Annotated in this window: 21 protein-coding genes; 7 read left to right on the forward strand and 14 right to left on the reverse strand. The window is 66.4% G+C overall.

Features of this window, described 5'->3' with window-relative positions; all coding sequences use genetic code 11:
- Positions 1-10 precede the first annotated feature (10 nt).
- The 4 genes from IFS44_RS02685 to IFS44_RS02700 all read right to left on the reverse strand — a co-directional run bounded on the left by IFS44_RS02685 (position 11) and on the right by IFS44_RS02700 (position 3,167).
- A complete protein-coding gene (locus IFS44_RS02685) occupies positions 11-175 on the reverse strand; it encodes a hypothetical protein (protein ID WP_159510704.1) in 165 nt (54 codons plus the stop codon).
- Entirely contained in the window at positions 172-2,094 is a 1,923-nt protein-coding gene (dxs, locus tag IFS44_RS02690) for a 1-deoxy-D-xylulose-5-phosphate synthase (RefSeq protein ID WP_192097389.1), read from the reverse strand. Before dxs ends, IFS44_RS02685 begins: the two co-directional genes overlap by 4 nt.
- Before the next feature lie 127 nt (positions 2,095-2,221).
- Complete coding sequence (locus IFS44_RS02695) at positions 2,222-2,695, reverse strand: Fur family transcriptional regulator (protein WP_107933086.1); 474 nt, start codon at positions 2,693-2,695, stop codon at positions 2,222-2,224.
- A gap of 73 nt (positions 2,696-2,768) precedes the next feature.
- The gene (locus tag IFS44_RS02700; RefSeq protein WP_244649844.1) at positions 2,769-3,167 is read right to left on the reverse strand and encodes a MerC domain-containing protein; all 399 of its coding nucleotides are present in this window, start codon (positions 3,165-3,167) and stop codon (positions 2,769-2,771) included.
- A gap of 231 nt (positions 3,168-3,398) precedes the next feature.
- Between IFS44_RS02700 and IFS44_RS02705 the strand changes: the two genes are divergently transcribed.
- The 3 genes from IFS44_RS02705 to rpsI all read left to right on the forward strand — a co-directional run bounded on the left by IFS44_RS02705 (position 3,399) and on the right by rpsI (position 5,595).
- The gene (locus tag IFS44_RS02705; protein ID WP_192097391.1) at positions 3,399-4,454 is read left to right on the forward strand and encodes a COX15/CtaA family protein; all 1,056 of its coding nucleotides are present in this window, start codon (positions 3,399-3,401) and stop codon (positions 4,452-4,454) included.
- Positions 4,455-4,557: 103 nt separating this feature from the next.
- The gene (gene rplM / locus IFS44_RS02710; protein WP_037530138.1) at positions 4,558-5,037 is read left to right on the forward strand and encodes a 50S ribosomal protein L13; all 480 of its coding nucleotides are present in this window, start codon (positions 4,558-4,560) and stop codon (positions 5,035-5,037) included.
- Positions 5,038-5,595 carry a 30S ribosomal protein S9 gene (rpsI, locus tag IFS44_RS02715; protein WP_043157976.1) on the forward strand — a complete coding sequence of 186 codons (558 nt, stop codon included), beginning with the start codon at positions 5,038-5,040 and terminating at the stop codon, positions 5,593-5,595.
- A 65-nt stretch (positions 5,596-5,660) separates the two neighbouring features.
- Here the strand turns inward: rpsI and IFS44_RS02720 are convergent, their stop codons facing one another.
- The 6 genes from IFS44_RS02720 to IFS44_RS02745 all read right to left on the reverse strand — a co-directional run bounded on the left by IFS44_RS02720 (position 5,661) and on the right by IFS44_RS02745 (position 15,411).
- Positions 5,661-6,260, reverse strand: coding sequence for an ATP-binding cassette domain-containing protein (locus tag IFS44_RS02720; RefSeq protein ID WP_192097392.1), 600 nt, complete (start codon positions 6,258-6,260; stop codon positions 5,661-5,663).
- Positions 6,250-6,954, reverse strand: coding sequence for a molybdate ABC transporter permease subunit (gene modB, locus IFS44_RS02725; protein ID WP_342366310.1), 705 nt, complete (start codon positions 6,952-6,954; stop codon positions 6,250-6,252). Before modB ends, IFS44_RS02720 begins: the two co-directional genes overlap by 11 nt.
- A complete protein-coding gene (gene modA, locus IFS44_RS02730) occupies positions 6,955-7,716 on the reverse strand; it encodes a molybdate ABC transporter substrate-binding protein (protein WP_192097393.1) in 762 nt (253 codons plus the stop codon).
- A 75-nt stretch (positions 7,717-7,791) separates the two neighbouring features.
- Positions 7,792-11,190, reverse strand: coding sequence for a polysaccharide deacetylase family protein (locus IFS44_RS02735; protein WP_192097394.1), 3,399 nt, complete (start codon positions 11,188-11,190; stop codon positions 7,792-7,794).
- 109 nt (positions 11,191-11,299) lie between these two features.
- Entirely contained in the window at positions 11,300-13,123 is a 1,824-nt protein-coding gene (lepA, locus tag IFS44_RS02740) for a translation elongation factor 4 (protein WP_031395119.1), read from the reverse strand.
- A gap of 71 nt (positions 13,124-13,194) precedes the next feature.
- Entirely contained in the window at positions 13,195-15,411 is a 2,217-nt protein-coding gene (locus tag IFS44_RS02745; protein ID WP_192097395.1) for a ribonuclease R family protein, read from the reverse strand.
- Positions 15,412-15,542: 131 nt separating this feature from the next.
- Here IFS44_RS02745 and IFS44_RS02750 point away from each other — a divergent pair, with 131 nt between their 5' ends.
- On the forward strand, positions 15,543-15,812 hold the full coding sequence (locus tag IFS44_RS02750; protein WP_031439915.1) for a hypothetical protein: 270 nt from the start codon (positions 15,543-15,545) through the stop codon (positions 15,810-15,812).
- Positions 15,813-15,832: 20 nt separating this feature from the next.
- Here the strand turns inward: IFS44_RS02750 and IFS44_RS02755 are convergent, their stop codons facing one another.
- The 3 genes from IFS44_RS02755 to IFS44_RS02765 are packed head-to-tail and all read right to left on the reverse strand — an operon-like array spanning position 15,833 to position 19,196.
- Positions 15,833-16,399 carry a DNA-3-methyladenine glycosylase I gene (locus IFS44_RS02755; RefSeq protein WP_192097396.1) on the reverse strand — a complete coding sequence of 189 codons (567 nt, stop codon included), beginning with the start codon at positions 16,397-16,399 and terminating at the stop codon, positions 15,833-15,835.
- Positions 16,396-17,382 (reverse strand): polysaccharide deacetylase family protein, encoded by a 987-nt coding sequence (locus IFS44_RS02760; RefSeq protein ID WP_192097397.1) that lies wholly within the window; start codon positions 17,380-17,382, stop codon positions 16,396-16,398. The genes IFS44_RS02755 and IFS44_RS02760 overlap by 4 nt, the downstream gene beginning before the upstream one ends.
- Positions 17,379-19,196, reverse strand: a complete 1,818-nt coding sequence (locus IFS44_RS02765; protein ID WP_342366311.1) for a histidine kinase dimerization/phospho-acceptor domain-containing protein — start codon at positions 19,194-19,196, stop codon at positions 17,379-17,381. Before IFS44_RS02765 ends, IFS44_RS02760 begins: the two co-directional genes overlap by 4 nt.
- Positions 19,197-19,391: 195 nt before the next feature.
- Here IFS44_RS02765 and IFS44_RS02770 point away from each other — a divergent pair, with 195 nt between their 5' ends.
- A complete protein-coding gene (locus IFS44_RS02770; RefSeq protein WP_031393257.1) occupies positions 19,392-19,859 on the forward strand; it encodes an Lrp/AsnC family transcriptional regulator in 468 nt (155 codons plus the stop codon).
- Between the two features lie 100 nt (positions 19,860-19,959).
- Here IFS44_RS02770 and IFS44_RS02775 read toward each other — a convergent pair whose 3' ends face one another.
- Complete coding sequence (locus tag IFS44_RS02775; RefSeq protein ID WP_031439911.1) at positions 19,960-21,252, reverse strand: hypothetical protein; 1,293 nt, start codon at positions 21,250-21,252, stop codon at positions 19,960-19,962.
- A gap of 163 nt (positions 21,253-21,415) precedes the next feature.
- Here IFS44_RS02775 and yaaA point away from each other — a divergent pair, with 163 nt between their 5' ends.
- On the forward strand, positions 21,416-22,165 hold the full coding sequence (yaaA, locus tag IFS44_RS02780; protein WP_192097398.1) for a peroxide stress protein YaaA: 750 nt from the start codon (positions 21,416-21,418) through the stop codon (positions 22,163-22,165).
- A complete protein-coding gene (locus tag IFS44_RS02785; RefSeq protein WP_192097538.1) occupies positions 22,162-22,848 on the forward strand; it encodes an SDR family NAD(P)-dependent oxidoreductase in 687 nt (228 codons plus the stop codon). Before yaaA ends, IFS44_RS02785 begins: the two co-directional genes overlap by 4 nt.
- Positions 22,849-23,035: the final 187 nt, after the last annotated feature.

Genomic DNA, 23,035 nt, shown 5'->3' on the forward strand with positions numbered 1-23,035 from the left:
TCATTCTGGCTCAGCCGCGCAGTGTGTCGTCTGCCGGCATCTGTTGATCCTGCTGGTCCGCGGCGCGCGCCGCGGCCAGCCCGGCGCGCATCCGCCGCCACATGGCGATGTTCAGCGACACCATCACGATCACCGCGAGCGCGATGATCACGATGGCCTTGGTCGGCCCGCTCACGCGCGCGCTTCGGCAACCCCGCCCGAATTATGGCGCAGCGCCTTGAGCACGGTTTCCACCAGCGCCGCCGCATCGAGCCCGGCCTCGGCATATTGCGCGTCGGGCTTGTCCTGATCCTGGAAGAGATCCGGCAGACGCAGCGTGCGCAGCTTCAGCCCACCATCGATCAGCCCCTCGTCGCTGGCCAGCGTCAGCACATGCGCCCCGAAACCGCCGACCGCGCCCTCCTCGATCGTGACCGCAACCTCGTGCGTGGTCAGCAGCTTGCGAATCATCTCGACGTCGAGCGGCTTGGCGAATCGCAGATCGGCGACGGTGGTCGACAGCCCCTTGGCCTCGAGCACATCGGCCGCCTTCAACGCTTCCTCAAGCCGCGTGCCGAGCGACAGGATCGCCACGGCCTTGCCCTCGCGAACGATCCGGCCCTTGCCGATCTCGAGCAGTTCGGGCGTGGTAGGCAAAGCGACGCCCGTGCCGTTGCCGCGCGGGTAGCGCACCGCGATCGGGCCGGTGTCATACTGCGCCGCGGTGTGCGTCATATGGACCAGCTCGGCTTCGTCCGCCGCCGCCATCACGACGAAATTCGGCAGCGTCGCGAGATAGGTCACGTCGAACGATCCAGCGTGCGTCGCACCATCCGCCCCGACCAGCCCGGCGCGGTCGATCGCAAAGCGCACCGGCAGGTTCTGGATCGCGACGTCATGGACGACCTGGTCATAGGCGCGCTGCAGGAACGTCGAGTAGATCGCGCAGAACGGCCGCATCCCCTGCGCGGCAAGCCCCGCCGCGAAGGTCACGCCGTGCTGTTCGGCGATGCCGACATCGAAGAAGCGATCGGGATAGGCCTTGGCGAAGGCATCGAGGCCGGTGCCCGACGGCATCGCTGCGGTGATCGCACAGATCCGGTCGTCCTTGGCGGCCTCGGCGACGAGCTGCGCACCGAACACGTTCTGATATTGCGGCGGTCCCGGCGGGGCCTTGGTCTGCACGCCCGAGATCACGTCGAACTTCTGCACGCCGTGATATTTGTCGGCCGCGGCCTCGGCGGGCGCATAGCCCTTGCCCTTCTTGGTCACGACATGGACGAGGATCGGGCCCTCCTCCGCGTCGCGCACATTCTCGAGCACGGGAATCAGATGCTCGAGATTATGCCCGTCGATCGGCCCGACATAATAAAAGCCGAGTTCCTCGAACAGCGTACCGCCCATCGTCATGCCGCGCGCGAACTCGTCGGTCTTCCGCGCGGCGTTGTGGAATGGCCGCGGCAGGCGGCGGGCGAGCTTCTTGGCAAGCTCGCGAATGCCCAGGAACTCGCGGCTCGACACGATCCGGCTGAGATAGGCCGACAGACCGCCGACCGGCGGCGCGATCGACATGTCATTGTCGTTCAGGATCACGACGAGGCGGTTACCCGCCTGCTCGGCATTGTTCATCGCCTCATAGGCCATGCCCGCCGACATCGCGCCGTCGCCGATAACGGCAATACCCTTGCCCGGCGTGCCCGCGATCTTGTTGGCGACCGCGAAGCCGAGCGCGGCCGAGATCGACGTCGAGGAATGCGCAGCGCCGAACGGGTCGTATTCGCTCTCGCTCCGCTTCGTGAAGCCGCTGAGGCCGCCACCTTGCCGCAGCGTCCGAATCCGGTCGCGGCGGCCCGTCAGGATTTTGTGCGGATAGCATTGATGCCCGACGTCCCAGACCAGACGATCGCGCGGCGTATCGAACACATAGTGAATCGCGGTCGTCAGCTCGACCACGCCGAGCCCCGATCCGAGGTGGCCACCGGTCGTGCCGACGGCCGAGATCGTCTCGGTCCGCAGTTCATCGGCAAGCTGGCGAAGCTGGTCGGGTTTCAGCTTGCGCAGGTCATCGGGGGTCGAAACCGTGTCGAGCAACGGGGTTACAGGAGTATCTGCCATCCCACCGGCTTATCGCAGCACAGGTTTGGTGTCGATTGTTACCGAACGAAACCCCGCCATCCGCGGATAATTCTACGCAGCGACGCCAGATTGGTTACCCCGTCATGGCGCTGGCAGCCGTCCTCGATCAGCGCTGCGCCTCGCATGCGGCACACCGGCCGCGGACTTCGATGACGGGGCGGACAGGCACGAAACCGGCCGAAACCGCCGCGTTGCGGACGCCGCGGGTGATCACGTCATTGTCGATATGCGTCGTCTGCCCGCACGAATCACACACCAGGAAGATGCAGTCGTGAAGGCAATCGGGATGAGCATTGGCGACATACGCATTCGCACTTTCGACCCGTCGCGCGAGATTGGCGCCCACGAACAAGTCGAGAATCCGGTAAACGCTGTTGGCAGCGACGCGCCGCCCTTCCGCCTTCGACACGGCCTCTGCGATGTCATAGGCCGAAGCCGGCTTGTCGAAGCCAGCCAGCGCGGAAAACACGCTGGCGCGCATCGTCGTCCACTGCTCGCCCGATTTTTCCAGCGTCGCCTGTGCGGCAACGTTGAGGTCGGCGCCTTGCGGCTCATGATGCGAATGCGAATGCGTTGCCATTATACGGTGAATCTAGGGTGCCGCAGGAGCCGCGACAAGCAGCGACCGCGCCCGGGCGATCCTGCGGCCCGGCTCAGCTGTCGGCGCGGCGGTTCAGATCATGCCCGAACGCGAGCAAAGCGACGCCGATGATCGTCCAGAGCGTCTCACCGCTCCCCGAATCATGCGGCAGCGTCATCGCCCCCGCCATGATCCCGAGCCCGAACGCACCCATCGCCGCCGGCATCGCATAGCCATGATGAAGGATCCCGCGCCCCAGCGCGACCGCACCGAACAGGATCGCGATCGTCAGTCCGACTTCGTGGAAGATAGGATCGAGCAGCACCCCACCCGCGGTCGACATCAGCGCAACCAGCACCGACGTTGCCAGACAGTGCACCATGCACAGACCCGAAAGCCCGATCGCATAGCGATCCAGGCCTGCGATCCAGGACGGATGCGCATGGTTGTGGTGGTGGGCGGTCGTCGACATCGTTCGGCTCAGATAGTCCATCAGAGGAAAGGATACAACATCACATTCGACCGAACGCCCGCCGTCCGCTCGCTTTTTTTCCAGGAAAAGGACGCTCGATCGACGTCGTGATCAATCCTGCGCGTGCGCTCGTTCTTAACGCGCCGTGCGCGGCTCCCGGCCCGGTAGAAACCCGGCGGCCGATAACCCCTGATACTCGACGCCCCAGTCAGACAGGCGTAGAGCCGTGCGATGCTCCAGCCCAGTGCCGCCTTCCTGTCCACAGCGCGTCCGCGAGCGGTCGCGATCTGGCTTCTTATCGTCGCGGTGATGATCGTCGGTATCGTCGTCGTGGGCGGCATAACGCGCCTGACCAATTCGGGCCTCTCGATTACCGAATGGAAGCCGATCACCGGCATCATCCCGCCACTGACGCTTGCGCAGTGGCAGGCGGAATTCGCGAACTACAAGCAGATCCCCGAATATAGCCAGCTCAACAGCGGCATGACGCTCGACGGGTTCAAGGCGATCTTCTTTTGGGAATATCTCCACCGCGCGCTGGCACGGACGATTGGCGCGGCGTTCGCGATCCCGCTCCTGTGGTTCGCGCTGCGCCGGGCGATCCCGGTCGGCTATGGCTGGCGACTCGGCGCGCTGCTGGCGCTCGGTGCGCTTCAGGGCGCTGTCGGCTGGTGGATGGTGAAGTCCGGGCTGTCCGTTCGCACCGACGTCAGCCACATTCGTCTGGCGGTCCATCTGATGACCGCGCTCGTCACGCTCGCCGGCATTGTCTGGACGGCGCTGGACCTGATCGCACTCCACCGCTCGAAGCTTGCGGCGCCAGCCCGCCTCATGCCGATCGCGATCACTGCGTTTGCGCTGCTGTTCGTTCAGCTGGTCTATGGCGCGTTCACCGCAGGGCTCGACGCTGGTTATGCCTTTGCAAGCTGGCCGCTGATGGGTGACAGCCTATTCCCGGCCGGCGTCCCGATGCTGTCACCCGGCTGGATCAACGCTGTCGACAACCCGATCGTCGTCCAGTTCATTCACCGGTGGCTCGCCTTCGCCACCGCTGCCGGGCTCGTTTGGCTCGCCGTTCGCGCGACGCAGCACGGCTCGCGCGCCGGCTTCTGGGTGGTCGGGCTCGTCACGCTGCAGGTCTTTCTGGGCATCGCGACGCTCATGACCGGTGTCGCCATCCATGTCGCCGTCGCACATCAGGCCAACGCCGCGTTGTTGCTGATCGCCACGGTATTTGCCGCGCATCGCCTCGGCAATCCGTCCAAGGTATCACAATACCCGCCATGAAACCGGCGGAAAGCTTGACTTAAACACCCCTTTTCGCCATTGCCGCCTCGTTAGCGCCGTCCGTCGTGGCGGCGCATATCGTTTCAGCAAAGGTCTCAGCCCCATGAAGGCGCTCATGAAGACCACCAAGTCGGCCAAGCCGCACGAGGTGGAGAAGAAATGGCATATCGTCGATGCCGAGGATCTGGTGGTCGGTCGCGCAGCGTCGATCATCGCCAACGTCCTGCGCGGCAAGCACAAGACGTCGTTCACCCCGCATGTCGATTGCGGTGACAATGTCGTCGTGATCAACGCCGACAAGATCCGCTTCACCGGCAACAAGGCCGCGAAGAAGGTCTATTACAAGCACACCGGTTATGCCGGCGGCATCAAGGGCATCACTGCCGCCAAGGTTCTCGACGGCCGCTTCCCGGAGCGCGTTCTCGAAAAGGCCGTTGAGCGCATGATCCCGCGCGGCCCGCTTGGCCGTGAGCAGATGCGCAACCTGCGTATCTTCAAGGGTACCGAGCATCCGCATGAGGCGCAGAACCCCGAGGTTCTCGACATCGCCAGCATGAATCGCAAGAACAAGGTGGGTGCGTAAATGACCGACAACCGCCAGTCGCTCGCCGATCTCGCGAGCCTGACCAACCAGCCCGCACCGGCTGCTCCGGCCGCACAGTCGCTGCCGACCAGCGAAGGCGACATCGCAGCGCCCGTCTCGAACGAGCCGGTCCGCGAGCCGATGCCGCTCCGCGAGCAGATCCTCGACAAGCAGGGTCGCGCCTATGCGACCGGCCGTCGCAAGGACGCCGTCGCTCGCGTCTGGGTCAAGCCCGGCACCGGCAAGATCACGATCAACGGTCGTGACCAGGAAGTGTACTTCGCACGTCCGACGCTGCGTCTTGTCATCAACCAGGTGTTCGGCATCACTGAGCGCGAAGGTCAGTATGACGTCGTCTGCACCGTCAAGGGCGGTGGCCTTTCGGGCCAGGCCGGCGCGGTCAAGCATGGCATCAGCCAGGCGCTGACCCGCTTCGAGCCGGTGCTGCGTGCATCGGTCAAGGCAGCAGGCTTCCTGACGCGCGACAGCCGCGTCGTCGAGCGTAAGAAGTACGGCAAGGCGAAGGCCCGTCGTAGCTTCCAGTTCTCGAAGCGCTAAACGCTTTACCGAGCTACGAAAGAGGCGGTCCGGGTTTTCCCGGGCCGCCTTTTTTCATGCCAGCGCTACATCCGCACGACGCGGGTGCCGATCCGTGCGGCCTCGTCGGGGTCGTGGGTCACCATCAGGATCGGCAGGCGCATCGCGTCGCGCAGATGCTCGATCGCACGGACGATCTCCTCGCGGCGCGGTCGGTCGAGCGACGCCAGCGGCTCGTCGAGCAGCAGGAAGCGCGGGTTGCTGAGCAACGCACGTCCGATCGCCACGCGCTGCGCTTCGCCCCCCGATAGCGACCGCGGCCAGCGGTCGAGCAGATGCGCGATCCCCAGGAAGCCGATCCGCTCCTCGAACCCCGACGTGTCGCGGCCGGCGCCGTAAAGCAGGTTAGCGTGCACCTTCAGATGCGGGAAAAGCCGCGCCTCCTGAAATACATAGCCCGCACGGCGGTGTTCCGGTGGCAGGTTGACACCCTCCCCGAACAGCGTGACGCCATCGACGACGATCCGGCCTTGGTCGGGCGTAAGCAGCCCGGCGACCATATTCAGGATGCTGGTCTTGCCAACACCGGACGGTCCGAACAGCACGGTCGCGCCGTCCCCCGCCGCCAGCGTCAGCGCGACCTCGGCATCGCCCAGACGCTTGCGGACGTCGATCTCAAAGGACATGCAGCCCCCTGCCCGCGCGCCGCGTCAGAAGTTCGGACGCCACCAGTGCGATCAGCGACAGCGCGACGGAAATCGCCGAGAGCCGCCACACCAGCATCTCCGCACCCGGCTGCTGAAGTGCCGAATAGATCGCCAGCGGCAGCGTCTGCGTTTCGCCCGGCACGTTGGAGACGAAGGTGATCGTCGCCCCGAACTCGCCGATCGATCGCGCAAAGCCCAGCACCGCGCCCGCGAGCACGCCCGGTACGCTCAGCGGCAGCGTGACCGTCCAGAACACCCGCCACGGCCCCGCGCCCAGCGTCCGCGCCGCACTTTCGAGCCGTGCATCGACCGCCTCGATCGACAGCCGCATCGCACGCACCATCAGCGGCAGCGCCATGACCCCCGCCGCGATCGCCGCACCCGTCCAGCGGAACAGCACGCTGACGCCGAACCACGACTGCAGCCACCCGCCGACCGGCCCGTTCGGCGCAAAGGCGAGCAGCAGCAGCCACCCCGTCACGACCGGCGGCACGACGAGCGGCAAGTGGATCACCGCATCGATGAGGATCCGCCCGGGAAACCGCACGCGCGCCAGCAGCCAGGCGAAGCCGAACGCGATCGGCAATGTGATCAGCATGGCGACGGCGCCGACCCTCAGCGACAGACCGACGATCCCCCATTCCGCCGGTGTCAGGACGAACCCATCCGCCACTCAGCGCGCCGAAAAGCCGTAACGCACGAAGATCGCCTTGCCCTGACGTGACGTCAGGAAACGGCGGAACGCCTCGGCCTCCGGATTGCGCGACGTCGTCAGCCGGGCGATCGGATAGGTGATCGCCGGATGCGTCGATGCGGGAAACACGTCCGCAATCCTGACGCGCGTCGATGCCTTGGCATCGGTCGCATAGACGATCCCCAAAGGTGCAGCGCCGCGTTCGACGAGCGCCAACGTCGCCCGGACGTTTTCGGCGCGCACGACGCGCGGCGCGACCTGTTTCCACACGCCGAGCGCCTCCAGCGCCTCCTGGCCGTACCGCCCCGCGGGGACGGGCGTATCCGCCATCGCGAGTGGCCCCGCGGTCAGCACCCGCGCCAGCGCTGCAGGCGGGCGTGACGGGATCCGCACCGTCGTCCCTGCCGCCGCCGCGACGACCAGCCGGTTTCCCAGGAACGTCACGCGCGACGCAGGGACAATCAGGCGGCGCTTCGCCAGCTCATTCATCCAGTCCTCATCCGCGGACACGAACAGGTCCGCTGTCGCGCCGGCCTCGACCTGCCGTGCCAGCGCCGACGAGGCCGCGAACGAGATCGTCGGGCGCACATGCCCCTTCGCCGCCCACGCATCGGCGGCCGCGGTCATCGATTCCTGCAGGCTCGCCGCTGCCAGCACGAGCGGTGCCGCGCGCTGTGCAGCGTCAGCGCCCGTCGCGACGCCGCCGACGGCCAGCATGGCGAGCAATACCGGATACTTCATCATGTCCCCTCGGGCCCGCCAATCACCACGGCGCTATAGTATGCCGCCCACTGAACGCCACAACCGACGTCGGGTTCATTCTGCCCCGGAGGGCGCCGTCACGCGCCCCGTCCGGGCCAGCTTGCCCCAGCCGACCATCGGCCCCCGCAAAGCCTGGGCGAGCGCCTTGAGCACGACATAGTACATGACCTGGCGATAGCCGATCCGCTGCGGAATCAGCAGCCAGAGCAGCCTCCACCGCTCGCGTCGCTCGAGTGCGAACGCGATCGTCGCCGCGAGCAGGTCGATCGCGGTGAAGACCAGCCAATAGGTCAGCATGGTCTGCAGGTCGTGGCTGCTCTGTGCCCAGCCATGCGCCGACACCGCGACATAGGTCGTCGCGACACTGACGAGCAGCGCGAGGTCGATGATCGGTGAGATCGCCGCCAGCAGGATCTGGAACACGATCGCCTGGGGCAGCCCGACCCAGCCAAGCCCGCACGGCTGGCTGCGGCCGATCGCGGACCGGTGCTTCCACAGGCACTGGAGCGTCCCGAACGCCCAGCGGAACCGCTGCTTGGCGAGCGCGCGCAGCGTCTCGGGCGCTTCGGTCCAGGCGATCGCGAACTGGTCATACTGGACCGTCCACCCCGCGCGCTGGATCGCGATCGTCAGATCCTGATCCTCGGCCAGCGTATCGTCGGGATAGCCGCCGACCGCGCGAATTGCTGCCAGTCGCCACGCGCCGACCGCGCCCGGCACGACGGTCATCGCGTTCAGCCGCGCGAGCGCGCGACGCTCGAGATTCTGCGCGGTGATATATTCGAGCGCCTGCCAGCGGGTGATCAGATTGACCCGGTTACCGACCTTCGCATTGCCCGCGACCGCCCCCAGCGCCGGGTCGTCGAACCACCGCGCCAGCCGTGCGATCGTCAGCGGCTCGAACTGCGTGTCGGCGTCGAGTGCGATGACGATGTCACCGCGCGCCGCGGCCAGCCCGCGGTTCAGCGCCCGCGCCTTGCCGCCGTTCGCCAGAGTCATGAGCCGCACCCGCGCGTCGCCGGCAAAGGCGCTGGCGACGGCCTGGCTCGTATCATCGCTCGACCCGTCGTCGATCACGATCACCTCCACCACGACATCGGTCGACGCCAGCACGCCCTCGACCGCGCGGACGATGACGCGTTCCTCGTTGAACGCCGGGATCATCACCGTCACGAATCGGGCCGGATCGATTGCCGGGAACACCGTCCGCAATTCGCGCCGTGCCTGGATCAGCGCCAGTGCCGACAGCGCGAGCGCACGAAGGATGCCGATGGTGATCGCGATCCCGAAGATCCAGCGCAGTCCGATTACCAGCCCACCCAGCGTGCTGAACAGCGCAAGATCCGCGACCGCCGCGACCCGGTCGCTCGACGATATCACCGGCATCGCCGCATCGCGCGTCAGCCCGGCCAGCGCCGAGACGGGCACGAAGTGATAGCCCATCGCCTGCAATCGATCGATGATCACCGGCAGCGCCGCGACGGTCTGCGCACGGTTGCCACCCGCATCGTGCAGCAGGATGATGTTGGCGCTGCGTTCGGGCGATCCTTCCACGACCTGTGCGATCGTGCGGTCGATGATCGCCGCGGTGCCCGGACGCTTCCAGTCGTCGGGATCGACGTGCAGGCCGACCGATACATAGCCGCGCTGCTGCGCTTCTAGTGCGGGCTTGATCTCGTCCGCGGTGCTCGGCTCGGCATCGCCGAAATAGGGTGCGCGGAACAGGCGGAGCGATCGCCCGGTGAACGCCTGGAACAGCCGCTGCGTCGTGTTGAGCTCGAACCCGACCTGCCGCCCCGATACGGTCGCCAGATTGGGGTGTGTATAGGTGTGGCTGCCGACCTCATGCCCTTCGGCCACCATGCGTTCGAGCAGGCTCCGCTGCGTCAGCGCATTCTCGCCCACCACGAAGAATGTCGCCGGCACGTGCTTGCGCTTGAGGATATCCAGGATCTGCGGCGTCCATTCGGAGTCCGGCCCATCGTCGAAGGTGAGCGCAAGCGCCCGCGGGCTGTAGCCCGTCCGCTGGACGACGTAGGGCGAGGGCATGCGCGTGAAGCGGACGTCCGCGATCGTTCCGTCGGCAGCCGCGACCGTATCACGCAGCCCGGACACCGGCGTCGACCCGATCTTCAGGATCTCGCCATTGCCCTCGATATCGACATTCGTCCCGGCCGGGGTCGTATTGATCGCGCGCGGATCGGGCAATCGGCGATGGTTGCGCCCGAAGATCGACCAGAGCGCCGGATCCTCCGACCCAAGCCGCCACAGCGCGAAGCTTTGCACCCCCGCTTTTTTAAGAAAAGCCAGTTCGTTGTACGCGCTGGCCGCATCGAGCAGCCAGACCTGATGCCGGGTCCCGCCATCGGCATAGGCGAAGCTGCTGGTGCCGCTGCCCTTGTCGAACGTCGGGACGGTGCCCGAATCGGCCGCCGCCTGCCACGCCTCCTCGACGCCCAGCGCATCGCCGCCACGGTCATGCCAGTCATAGGCGTAGGATCCGAACGCGACGACCAGCTTTGAGGGGGCGACGCCGCGCGCGGCATTCGCGACCGACCGCGCGAACCAGCGCTGCGATGCGATTGGCCCGGCGGGGCCGCTCGTCTCGTGCTCGTCATAGGCCATCAGGAAGATCTTGTCGGTCACGCGCGCATAGGCATGCATGTTCCAGTCGGCATTCCCGACCGGCGCCGCGATCGCGACGACCCAGCCGCGCGGTGCGAACCGCGCCTTCGCCTCGGCAAGGAACAGGCGGTAGTTCGCCTGCGCCCCCGCGGGCAGGCTCTCGAAATCGAAGAAGGCGCCGCCTGCATGGTTCGCCGCGAGGAACGGGACCAGCCGATCGAGAAAGGCGCGCCGGGCGCTCGCATCCGCAAACAGCGCGGCGCTGCCCGCGCCGTCCCAGTCGCCATCCTTGGCGTTCTGAACCATGGGCAGGATCACCGGGCGGTGGATCGCGCGATTGAGCACCGCGCGGCCCGCGACATCGCGGAACATAGTGATCCGGTGGTCGGCCCCGGTCACCGACACCCAGCCGGGAATGACCCAGTCGAGTTGTTCGACATGCCGGGTAAGGCTCGCCACGCTCGATTCGTCCCAGGGCACGTGGAAGGCGATGGCCAGCCGCGGATTGGTCGCGCGCGGTGCCTGTCCGACGCCCCCCTTCGCACCCGCCTTGCCGGCGCCCGCGGTGGGGCCACCGAACAGCGCCTTGCCGTAATAATCGATGCTGCGCTGCGCCCGGCCGATCACGCCGCTATGCGGTGCCGGAAGACGGTGGAGGCCGGGATGCTCGGGCTCGAACGGCAGCAACGGTGCCGACGGGACCGCGCCGATCGACACGGCGAACACCGCGACCGACAATAAGACGAGCGCGACGAACGCGATGACACCCAGTGCGAAACGACGACGACGCCGACCGCTAGCGTCGTAGAAAACAGGATGCAGTGCCATGACCAACGCTATCCGACCCCAGGATCGCGGGCCATGCACCACCATTCATGCCCGCGAACGATCGGGACGATGACAAATCCGTCACGTCAGCCTGAAAGAGAACATCCGATCAGGAGTCGTCGCCCATCCGCAGCGCAGCGATGAATGCCTCCTGCGGGATACTGACCGACCCATATTCGCGCATCTTCAGCTTACCCTTCTTCTGCTTTTCCAGAAGCTTCTTCTTGCGGCTCGCGTCGCCGCCATAGCATTTGGCGGTCACGTCCTTGCGCATCGCGCTGATCGTCTCGCGTGCGATCACCTTGCCGCCGATCGCTGCCTGGATCGGGATCTTGAACAGGTGACGCGGGATCAGGTCCTTCAGCCGCTCGACCATCCCGCGGCCGCGCACTTCGGCGGTGCCGCGGTGGACGATCATGCTCAGCGCGTCGACCGGTTCCTCGTTGACCAGGATGCCCATCTTGACGAGGTCGCCCTCGCGGTAGCCGATCTGGTGATAGTCGAAGCTCGCATAGCCCTTCGACATCGACTTTAGCCGGTCGTAGAAATCGAACACGACCTCGTTGAGCGGCAGTTCGTAGGTCGCCTGCGCGCGGCCGCCGACATAGGTCAGGTTCTTCTGGATGCCGCGGCGATCCTGGCACAGCTTGAGCACGCTGCCGAGATATTCGTCGGGGACGTAGATCGTGGCCTCGATCCACGGCTCGCTGATCGTCGCGATCTTGTTCGGCTCGGGCATGTCGGCGGGGTTGTGCAGCTCGATATGCGTCGTGCCCGCCGGATCGGGGTGGGTCAGCTCGATCTCGTACACCACCGACGGCGCGGTGGTGATGAGGTCGAGGTCATACTCACGCGTCAGGCGCTCCTGGATGATCTCCAGATGGAGCAGGCCCAGGAACCCGCAGCGGAAGCCAAAACCCAAGGCCGCCGACGTCTCCATCTCGAACGAGAAGCTCGCATCGTTGAGGCGCAGCTTGCTGATGCTTTCGCGCAGCTTCTCGAACTCAGCCGCATCGACCGGGAACATGCCGCAGAACACCACCGGCTGGACTTCCTTGAAGCCCGCCAGCGCCTCGAGCGCAGGCCGCTTCGCATCAGTGATCGTGTCGCCGACGCGGGTCTGCGCGACCTCTTTGATCTGCGCGGTGATGAAGCCCATCTCGCCCGTGCCAAGCTCGGTCAGCTGCTCGATCTTGGGGCGGAAACAGCCGACGCGGTCGACCAGATGCATCGTCCCGGTCTGCATGAACTTGATCTGCTGGCCCTTCTTCAGAACGCCGTCGATCACGCGGACGAGGATGACGACGCCGAGATACGGGTCATACCAGCTGTCGACCAGCATGGCCTTCAGCGGTGCCTCCGGATCGCCCTTGGGCGGCGGGATCTTCGTGACGATCGCCTCGAGGATGTCCTCGATGCCGATCCCCGACTTGGCCGATGCGAGCACCGCGCCGGACGCGTCGATGCCGATCACGTCCTCGATTTCCTTGCGGACCTTCTCGGGTTCGGCGGCGGGAAGATCGATCTTGTTGATGACCGGCACGATCTCGTGATCATGTTCGATCGACTGATAGACGTTGGCGAGCGTCTGCGCCTCGACGCCCTGCGCCGCGTCGACGACCAGCAGCGCGCCCTCGCAGGCGGCGAGGCTGCGGCTCACCTCATAGGCGAAGTCGACATGGCCCGGCGTGTCCATCAGGTTGAGGACGTAATCCTCGCCGTCCTTCGCGCGGTAAGCCAGGCGCACGGTCTGCGCCTTGATCGTGATCCCACGTTCCTTCTCGATGTCCATGTTGTCGAGCACCTGCTCGGACATTTCGCGCGCGGTGAGGCCGCCGGTTTGCTGGATCAGTCGATCGGCGAGCGTCGACTTGCCATGGTCGATATGCGCGATGATGGAGAAGTTGCGGATGCGGGACAATTCGGTCGTCATGCGCGCGCCGTTAGCACCTCGCCGGGCTTATGCCAAAGCTTCCGCGACATCCGTGGCAACGGGGATCACAATCAGCGTCGCTTTCCCTGGTGCCGGATGTTCGCCGGACGCCCGCGCCGCTTGATCTCGCGGCCCGGCTTGCGCGCGCGTGCCGGTCCCGCGGCCCCCTTCCCCTCGGGCATCTCGAAGCGCAGCGCGCCCGATACCGGGTTCGCCTCGGCGAGCTTCAGGTCGAGCATCTGCCCCTGCGCATAAACGTCGCCGCTGTCTTCGCCGACCAGCGTCCGCGCCGCCTCGTCGAAACGGAAATATTCGCCGCCAAGGTCGCGCACCGGCATCAGCCCGTCGCCGCCGATTCCCTCGACAGTCGCGAAGAATCCGAAATTGGTGACGCCGGTGATCCGCACTTCCATGATCTGGCCGACGCGTTCGGAGAGGAACGAGGCGACATAGCGGTCGATCGTGTCGCGCTCCGCCTCCATCGCGCGGCGTTCGAGCCGGCTGATCGTCTCGCCGATCGCCTCCATCCCGGCTGCATCCTCGGCAGGCAGACCGCCTGCCCCCAGGCCATAGGCCGCGACGAGCGATCGATGCACGATCAGATCGGCATAACGGCGGATCGGCGAGGTGAAGTGGGCGTAGCTGCCGAGCCCCAGCCCGAAATGCCCGTGATTGGCGGGGCTGTAATAGGCCTGGGTCTGCGTGCGCAGCACCTGCTCCATTACCTGCGGCCGGAAGTCGGCGTCACCGATCCGCTCAAGCACATGGTTGAACGTCGCTGGACGGATGACCTGCCCCAGCGCGAACGGCACCCCGAATGTCTCGAGATAATCCTTCAGCGCTGCCAGCTTCTCGCGGCTCGGCGGCTCATGGTCGCGGTACAAGACCGGCGCCTTCTTGCCCTCGAGCGCCTTGGCCGCGGCGACGTTCGCCGCGATCATGTAATCCTCAATCAGCCGGTGCGCATCGAGCCGCTCGCGCGGCGCAACCGACATGATTCGGCCCTTCTCGTCGAGCACCACCCGCCGCTCGGGCAGGTCGAGGTCGAGCGGCGCGCGCGCATCGCGGGCCTTCGCCAGCGACGCCCAGCATCCCCAGAGGGGCTTCAGCACCGTCTCCGTCATGTCGAGCGCCAGCGTACCGTCGATCGCGGCCTGCGCCTCCTCATAAGCCAAGTTCGCCGCGATCCGCACCACCGCGCGGGTGAAACGCCACGACTTGAGCGTCCCGTCACGACCGATCACGAGGTGACAGGCGAGCGCGGCGCGATCCTCGCCCTCCTTCAGCGAACAGACGTCCGCCGACAGGATCTCGGGCAGCATCGGCACGACGCGGTCGGGGAAATAGACCGAATTGCCACGACGTCGCGCCTCGCGGTCGATTTCCGACTTCGGCCGCACGTAGAAGCTGACATCGGCGATCGCGACGATCGCCTTCCAGCCGCCGGCATTGGCCGGATCCTGGTCCGCCTGCGCCCAGACCGCGTCGTCATGATCGCGCGCATCCTCCGGGTCGATCGCGACGATCGGCAGGTGGCGCAGATCCTCGCGGTCGTCGCCGAGCGGGAGCTGTGCGACACGCTTCGCCTCGTCGATCGCCTCAACCGCGAAGACGTCGGGGATGCCGTGCTTGTGGATCGCGATCAGCGAGAAACTGCGCGCGGCGAACGGGTCGCCCAGCTTGTTGACGACCCGCGCGGCGATCCGCGGCGGCTTGCCCGCCAGTTCGGCCAGCACCAGATCGCCCGGCGCGGCGCCGCCGGCATCGGCGACCGCGAACTCACGCCGCTCGCGCTTGTCGACGCCGGTCAGCCACAACCGCCCCGCCTCCTCGCGCAGCACGCCCAGCACCTGTTCGGACGCGGGCGCGAGCACCTTCATCGGATGCGCGGTCCAGCCATTGCCGGCCTCCTCGGTCCGCGCGAGGATGCGCGCGCCGACCCCCAGCGCACCGCGCTTGCGTTCGCGCACGCGCAGCCGCGGCGGTGGCACGCCCTCGGCCTCCCAGCGCTCGGGGACCGCCCAGACATTGCCGGCATCGTCGACGTCGGCGATCCGCAGCACGGTGACCTTCGGCACGCCGCCCATCTTGTGAAACGCGCGGCCGGGGGCGCTGTCGATCAGCCCCTCGTCCGCCATGTCCTTCAGCAACGCCTTCAGTCCGATCTTGTCCTGCGCACTCAGGCCGAAGCCCTTGGCGATCTCGCGTTTACCCGCGGGGACGTCCGACGACGCGATGAAGTCCAGGATCTGCTGGCGGGTCGGAAGACCGGCTTTCGGTTTGTACATCCCCACCAGATAGGGTGCGTTGGGCGATGCGTCACCCGTTACCGGCAAGCCTTTGCAACACAGCGAAAATCAATCCTTGCGCCTGAACCTCATGAGCATATCATCACTGGATAAACATAAGGAGAGAGACAGTGACGACGCCGCTACGGCTCGAAGCCGATCCCGAGGACAAGAACCTCGTCATCCTGCAAAGCCTGATCTGCCTGTTGCGCGAGAAGAACATCCTGTCGCGCGCCGACATCGAGGAGCTTTGCGCCACGGTCCAGCGCCGCGCCGCCGAACCGGCCAGCGACCCGATGCCTTGCCAGAACGGCGCAGTGCGCGAAGCGGCGATAGAGGTCGCGCACATCGGCGACTATATCGGCCGTCGCTATGGCGGAAAGCACCGTCGCGCGTTCTGACCGCGCCGACCTGTCGCGTCCTAGCCGCCGAGCTCCGCGCGTCGGAAGCACTTGGTTTCGTGATCATTGACGATCCCGACCGCCTGCATCCAGGCATAGACGATCGTCGGACCGACGAACTTGAACCCGCGACTCTTGAGATCGGCCGCGATTTGGGCCGATAGCGGCGATTGCGTCACCAGCTTGGCACCGTCGCCGAGCAATACCGCGCCATCGGTAAACGACCAGCAATAGGTCGCGAAATCCAGACCCGCCTCGCGCATCGCGAGGACCGCACGCGCGCCGCCGATCGTCGACTCGATCTTGGCCCGCGACCGGATGATGCCGGCGTTCCCCATCAGCCGGGCGATGTCCGCCTCGTCGAAGCGCGCGACCTGTTCCGGGTCGAACCCGGCAAAGGCGGCGCGAAACGCCTCGCGCTTGCGCAACACGGTGATCCAGGCAAGTCCCGCCTGGAAACCGTCGAGCATCAGCTTCTCCCAGAGCGCGCGTCCGTCGCGTTCGGGAACGCCCCAGTCGGTGTCGTGATAGGCGCACATCAGCGGATCATGCCCCGCCCAGCCACAGCGCGAAGGGTGGGTCGTCACAGGGCATTCTCCAGAATGTCGTCGAGCGACGCATTGCGCACGCCCAGCCGGTCGAGCCGGGTCAGCATCGCCGACCACCAGGCATGGAACGTGCGCAGATCGGCGGCGTCGCGAACATAGGGCGTATTGCCGGGGACGAGCGACGGCGAATGGAACGCGAAGTTGAGCAGTTCGACCCCCTCGCCCACCGCGATCGTCACCGCCTCCAGCGCGACGCCGATCGGCATGTCCTCCGGCGTCAACGCGACCCGCGACAACAGCCCCAGTCGCGACGCGACACCGCGCGCATAGGGCACTCGCCCCAGCGCGCGGTACAGTCCCGCGCCGCCACCACGCAGCGCACCGACATACAGCGTCGACAACGGCACGCTGAGAAGCGCGCCCCGGCGGCAGGGACGCGGGTCGCTCGACGAAAAGTCGGGCCCGCCCTCGGCTGAATAGTCATAGCCGGGCCGGACCGAGCTATCGAGGCGATAGCCGAGCGCCGTGAGCGTCGCGACCGTGTCCGGGCCAACCCCGTAGCGACCGGCGCGATACGCGCGCGGGCGTCGACCGAACGCCGTGGCGATCGCATTCGTGAGAGAGCGGAGCTTCGCGGCTTCGAGGCCCTCGGGAAGATTGCCCGCAAAGCTCATCGCCGGGGTCAGCGGCTCACCAAAGGGCGGGTTGACCCAGGGGTGCAACTGCGCGCCGATCTCCGACCGGCCATCGGCAACGACGTCGCGCAGGATCTCGACGGCGGCGGGGTCATCGACGATCGGATAGTCGACCAGACAGGTCAGCGCGACGCCCTGCTCACGGAAACGTGCATGCGCCTCGGGGAATGCCGCCATCGCACTCGTCGAATGTCGCGTACGCTCGAATGGCGCGTTCCAGTCGAACTGCTCCTCGACATCGACGAACAGCGTGTAGCGCGGGCCAAAACCCGGCCGCCAGACGATGGGCTCCGGCGGTGAAGCCAGCCTGTACCGCGCGCCGTTCACCGAAACCGGTCGAGAACGCGCTCCATCCGTTCGGCCGCGACGGCAGGTAGCGTGAGGATGATGTGTTCGGACTCGAACGCCATGTGCCCACCCAGTTCGACCGCAAAATTCTGCGCCAGCCGCAGCGCAAATCCGGTACCCAGCAACGGGGCGCCATCGCGCTCGTGACCGCGGTCGTTGTCGATGCTCAGCAGGATGTTCGTGTCGTGCACCGCCATCGCGCGAGGCCGATCGAAGCGCAGCGCCACCGTATCGCCGCAGCACAGGACCGCGACCATCAGCATCTCGTCCGCGCTGCAAGCCGATACGAGGGTCGCCAGCAGGCGCCCCACCAGCCGTTCGACCGCAAGGTCGTCACCGGCGATGTCGCAATGGGCCGCCGACGGATCGATGACGACCTGGGCGCCGCGCAACGCTGCCAGCGGCGCGAGGTCACGCACCACGCCGTCGAGCAACGGCAGGACGGGCACGATCGTCGGGCGCAGCTCCAGCGCATCGCCTTCGATCCGTGCCGCGGTATCCAGATCCTCGATCGCGGCCAGCAGTTCGGACGCCTGGCTCCGGATCATCGCCGCCCGTTCGCGATAGGTTGCAGGGACCGGGCCGAGCAATTCGGTCTCGATCAGTTCGGCGAAGCCCGCAATCGCATTGGTCGGCGTGCGCAACTCGTGCACCAGTTGCCGCAACGAATCGGAAACCGGCGACTTGGGCGCGGCCAACGGCTCACCGAGCGACGCAACCTCATCGCGCCGCGGCCGGCGGGCGGTGCCGCGAAACCCGGTAAACCGCCCCGATGCGGGATCGAAGGCCGGGACACCCGAAATACGCCATGCACCGGCGGCGCTAGACAAACCGCCGATCTGGAGCCGCGCCGCGTCGAAGGCGGAGCGCCGCCGGTAGGCGCCTGCCGCGACTCCGTCGATCTGAACCTCACCTTGAACGGCGGCATAGGCCAGCGAGGCGCCGATCAGCGCCGTGCGCGACACGCCGTCGACCCAGCGGATCACGCCCGTCGGATCGGTTTCGTAGCGGAAGCTGTCTGCAACCTCCGCGGCAAAGTCCGTCGCGTCAGGCACGATCCGATCGCGATTGAACGCGTCGATTCGTTTGACGAGATCGGAAATCTCGAACCGCTCGGGCTTCGCGACGGGCTCGGGCGCGGCGTCGGTCGCCGGTACCGCCGCGTGACGCAGCGCTTCGGCCACGACTGGCAGACCGCGCGTAAGCGCGCCGAGCGTGACAAAGGGCGACGCGGTGCGCGGCATGGTCGTACACGACGGTGATTCCGCTGGAGCCTCGACGGCAGGGGCGGGCACCACGTCATCGACAGAAAGCTGCACCTCTGCACCGGGGTTGCTCGCGGGAGCAGCCTCGGACGGCGCCGGATGATGCGCGAGGACGAAATCGGTCGATCCGAAACTCTCAAGACCGCGGCAGACGGGCTCGGGCAGATCTTTCCGATGCCGCAGAACGGATCGGCCCGCCGGGGTCAGCTGAGGCAGCAGAGCAAGCCAGTCATCCGCAGGCAGCATCGCGGTCCGCAACACCGGGGCGGCGATCGCCAAGGTGTCTTCGGCAAAAAACTCTACCAGTGCGACGTCGGGCTTCGCGAACGCCAGCGCGCGCGCGCTTGCCGCGCGAACCGTGTCGGGGACGAGCTTGCGCAGCGCCTCCAACCGTTCCAGCGACTCAGCATCGGCCGGGCTACGCCCGCGTCCGATCAGGTCGACCATCTGACGCCAAGCCGATTGAGCACCGAAATCCGTGGCCATGTCGGCAGATAGCACGGTCTTCAGGCTGTCGTCGAAGCGCACGGAGTTCCCCGAATGGACGCTGCACCGCCTGCGTCATCAAGGTGTCATACCCCGGCGCGGCCTTGGAAGGAACAACAGAATTGGCGTGCATGGTTATGCCGTGGCGATGTGGGACAATTGCGTTTCGCCGCAACAATCTTATCGCTATGGAGGGTCGATCGCCGTGTTTGACGCGTTTCATGGGAGTTACACGTAATGAGTTTTGACCGGATCGATCGTCAGATCCTGTCGCTTCTGCAGGCTGACGGTCGGATGACCAATGTCGACCTAGCAGACCAGGTCGGACTGACCGCGCCGCCGTGCCTGCGCCGCGTCCGTGCGCTGGAAGAAGCGGGCGCGATCCGCGGCTATCACGCCGATCTCGACGCCGGGCGCCTTGGCTTCCCGATCACCGTCTTCGCGATGGTCAGTTTGCGCAGCCAGGCCGAGCACGACCTCGCCGCATTCGAAACGCACATCGCCGACATTCCCGAGATTCGCGAATGCCACATGCTCAACGGCGAGATCGACTTTATCCTAAAGATCGTTGCGGCGGACCTGAAGAGCTTCCAGGAAATCCTGACCACGCACCTGACCCCTGCCCCCAATGTCGCCAGCGTGAAGACATCGCTGACGATCCGCACCGCCAAGGCGCTGTCCGGCATTCCCGTCACGCTCGACTAGACTCAAGCTCAACGCGGCATCCGCGGCGCCCCCTCCAACGCGGGGCACAAAAAAAGGGGACGGCATCGCTGCCGCCCCCTTTTCCATTCCTGCCACCCGCTCAGGCGGCGGGGGCGTTCATCCAGGCCGTCCACAGCTGCGCCGTCTCCAGACGCGGCGTGGTCTTCACCGCCGCGAACGAGGTCGCCGCACCAGCCTTGTCGCCCGACTTCGCCTGCGCGATGCCGAGATGCAGGTTGACGTCGTCGGCATTCACACCGCCCTTGCTGAGCGCGAGGCGATAGAGTTCGATCGCCTTGGCGTAATTATCCTGACCCAGATAGGCATCAGCGGTGCCGGCAGCCAGCTTGCCATCGGCGTTGCTCGCAGCCTTCTTCTCGAGCCCGGACAGGGGGCCGTCGTTTCGGATCGCCGTGCCGGTATCCGCCAACAGGGTCTTCGCCATGGTGTTGGTCGCAGGGATCTTGCCCGCAGCCATGCCTTCCTTGAGCACGGCCTGCGCCTCGCTCGGCAGACCGCGACGGTTCACGCTGTCGGCATATTCCAGATAGTCGTTCTGATCGGCCAGCGACTTGGTCTGGCGCATCAGTCGGAACAGGTCGATCTTCTGCGTCTCGTCGAGCGTGACGACGCCGTTCTGCTGAAGGCCGAACGTCACGATCACGTCGCGCCACGTCTTGGGCGACGGATAGGCGACCGCGTATTTCTGCAGCCAGGCGAACGTCTCCGGCTTCAGCTTGGCGGCATTGGCCTTGCTAATCGCATAACGATAGAAATCCTCGGGCGCCTTCTGGCCCGCCGCGGTCGATGCCGTCACCGACGCGTCGAGATCGGCGAGGCCGCTCTTCACGTCGCCGCTTTCCATCTTCGCCTTGACGATCTGGAGGTCGAGGTTGGGATCGGTGAAGCCGAGCGCCTTGGCCTTCTGGAAATACTGGATCGCGACCGGATACTGCTTACCGTTGAACGCGAGCGCGCCGCGACGATAGGTGTAGCGCCCGCGCATGTCGGCAGGCGTGCTGGGATTGGCGATCAGCACGTCGAGCGGCCCGGCCAGAACCGTCTCGTTGATCGGAGCATTGGGGTTGGCGGCCTGTGCGGCGGCCAGCTTCTGCTGTTCCAGATCATAGCGCAGCGCGGCGCCGATATATTTGTCGTCGTCGGTCTTCGCGGCTGCGTCGATCTGCGCGAGCGCGGGCTCTGCGGTGGCGAAATCCTTCGCGGCGATCGCGGGCTGTGCGACCTGCGCGGCCTTCAGGACCTCGGGGCTCAGCTTGAGACCGCCCTTGGCCTCTTCCTTCTTGTCCTTGGCCATGGCCGGAACGCTAAGTGCCATGCCGCTCACCCCGGTGGCGAGCACCGCGGCCAGTGCGAGTTTCGAAATGGTCTTCATGCGGGAACTCTCCTCGTGCGTATCTGCGACTTGGCGCGACGCTATATGGGTGTGGCCGATTGCGTTCAAGCAAGCAGCGGGAATCAGGGTGAAGACACGCCTTATGTGTCCCGCGCACTGAACGCCGATTGAACGCGCCGGGTTGCACGGCTAGGTGACCCGCATGATCGCCGTCCTCTCGCCCGCCAAGACGCTCGACTATGAGACCGCCCTGCCCCCCGTCACCCCCACCCGGCCGCGGTTCGCCGACGAGGCGACGACGCTCGCGCATGCGGCGGCGCATCTGACGCAGAAGCGGCTGAGCGAGCTGATGCACATCTCGCCCGCGCTTGCGAAGCTCAACGCCGACCGGTTCGGCGATTTCGTCACGCTGCCCGAACGCCCTGCGATGTTTGCGTTCGCGGGTGACGTCTATACCGGGCTCGACGCGAAGACGCTCGACGAGGCGGCGGTGGACTATGCGCAGGATCATCTGCGTATGCTTTCCGGGCTTTACGGCCTGCTCCGTCCGCTCGACGCGATGCGCCCCTACCGGCTCGAAATGGGGACGCGCTGGGCACCCCGTCAGAAGAAGCTGACCGACTGGTGGCGCGACCGGATCGCAAAGCTTCTGGCCGAGGACGTCGCGGCCGAAGGCTCAGGGACGATCCTCAACCTCGCCAGCCAGGAATATTGGGCGGCAGCCGATGGCAAGCTGCCCGCCGGCATCCGCGTCGTCGCGTTCGACTTCCGCGAGGGGGAGGCCCAGAAATTCGTCAGCTTCCACGCCAAGAAGGCGCGCGGGATGGCGGCGCGCTGGATGCTTGAGCACCGCATCGACGACATCGAGGGGATGAAGGGCTTCGACACCGACGGCTATGCCTATGACGCGGCTGGCAGCACCGACGCACAGTGGCGGTTCGTGCGCCGATGAGCAGCGCGGTCGTCATCGGCGCCTCGGGCGGGATCGGCAAGGCGCTGGAAGAGGCGCTGCGCGACGAGGGCACGTTCGATGCCGTCCACGGCTTCTCGCGATCGGCGGACGGCGATCGCCATCTGGACCTGGAGAATGAAGCGAGCATCGCGGCCGCGGCGACGAAGGTCGGGTCGCCGACTCTCGTGATCGTCGCGACGGGCCTGCTCCATGCGGGCGACAAGGGGCCTGAAAAGGCGATGCGCGATCTCGATCCGGTGTGGATGGCGCGCAACTTCGCGATCAACGCGATCGGTCCCGCTTTGGTCGCCAAGCATTTCCTGCCGACGATGCCCAAGGCGGGGCGGATCGTGTTCGCGGTCCTCTCGGCGCGGGTCGGCAGCATCGGCGACAACAAGCTCGGCGGCTGGTACGGCTATCGCGCGTCGAAGGCGGCGCTCAACCAGCTCGTCCGGACGATCGCGATCGAGGACAAGCGGCGCAATTCGAGCGGCATCGTCGTCGGGCTCCATCCAGGCACTGTCGACACCGGCCTGTCGCAGCCGTTCCAGGGCAACGTGACGCCCGGCACGCTGTTCAAGCCCGACCGGGCGGCGGTCCAGCTGCTCGACGTGATCGACGGCCTCCGCGCGCCCGACAGCGGGAAGCTGTTCGCCTGGGACGGGGTCGAGATTACCCCCTGACCCGGGGCCGCGCCCGCCCCAAGGTCCGTTACCCCGGCGACAGTTGGTATGACGCGTCGCGCCGACAACCCACAATCACCCGCAGATACCGATGAAACCTCTCCTCTCCCCGCGCGTACGCGTGCGCGGGGGTAGTAAGGTGGTCCCCCCTCGGCTAAGGTGTGTCATCGTACCGAAACAAGCCGAA

This window comes from Sphingomonas sp. CFBP 13706, assembly GCF_014842355.1.
Lineage (GTDB): Bacteria > Pseudomonadota > Alphaproteobacteria > Sphingomonadales > Sphingomonadaceae > Sphingomonas > Sphingomonas aerolata.

Bases quoted from the DNA above. Each gene is read 5' to 3' on its own strand.
- dxs (WP_192097389.1), bottom strand. From the start codon at position 2,094: ATGGCAGATACTCCTGTAACCCCGTTGCTCGACACGGTTTCGACCCCC.
- IFS44_RS02695 (WP_107933086.1), bottom strand. From the start codon at position 2,695: ATGGCAACGCATTCGCATTCGCATCATGAGCCGCAAGGCGCCGACCTC.
- IFS44_RS02700 (WP_244649844.1), bottom strand. From the start codon at position 3,167: ATGTCGACGACCGCCCACCACCACAACCATGCGCATCCGTCCTGGATC.
- IFS44_RS02705 (WP_192097391.1), top strand. From the start codon at position 3,399: ATGCTCCAGCCCAGTGCCGCCTTCCTGTCCACAGCGCGTCCGCGAGCG.
- rplM (WP_037530138.1), top strand. From the start codon at position 4,558: ATGAAGGCGCTCATGAAGACCACCAAGTCGGCCAAGCCGCACGAGGTG.
- rpsI (WP_043157976.1), top strand. From the start codon at position 5,038: ATGACCGACAACCGCCAGTCGCTCGCCGATCTCGCGAGCCTGACCAAC.
- IFS44_RS02720 (WP_192097392.1), bottom strand. From the start codon at position 6,260: ATGTCCTTTGAGATCGACGTCCGCAAGCGTCTGGGCGATGCCGAGGTC.
- modA (WP_192097393.1), bottom strand. From the start codon at position 7,716: ATGAAGTATCCGGTATTGCTCGCCATGCTGGCCGTCGGCGGCGTCGCG.
- IFS44_RS02735 (WP_192097394.1), bottom strand. From the start codon at position 11,190: ATGGCACTGCATCCTGTTTTCTACGACGCTAGCGGTCGGCGTCGTCGT.
- lepA (WP_031395119.1), bottom strand. From the start codon at position 13,123: ATGACGACCGAATTGTCCCGCATCCGCAACTTCTCCATCATCGCGCAT.
- IFS44_RS02745 (WP_192097395.1), bottom strand. From the start codon at position 15,411: ATGTACAAACCGAAAGCCGGTCTTCCGACCCGCCAGCAGATCCTGGAC.
- IFS44_RS02770 (WP_031393257.1), top strand. From the start codon at position 19,392: ATGAGTTTTGACCGGATCGATCGTCAGATCCTGTCGCTTCTGCAGGCT.
- IFS44_RS02775 (WP_031439911.1), bottom strand. From the start codon at position 21,252: ATGAAGACCATTTCGAAACTCGCACTGGCCGCGGTGCTCGCCACCGGG.
- yaaA (WP_192097398.1), top strand. From the start codon at position 21,416: ATGATCGCCGTCCTCTCGCCCGCCAAGACGCTCGACTATGAGACCGCC.
- IFS44_RS02785 (WP_192097538.1), top strand. From the start codon at position 22,162: ATGAGCAGCGCGGTCGTCATCGGCGCCTCGGGCGGGATCGGCAAGGCG.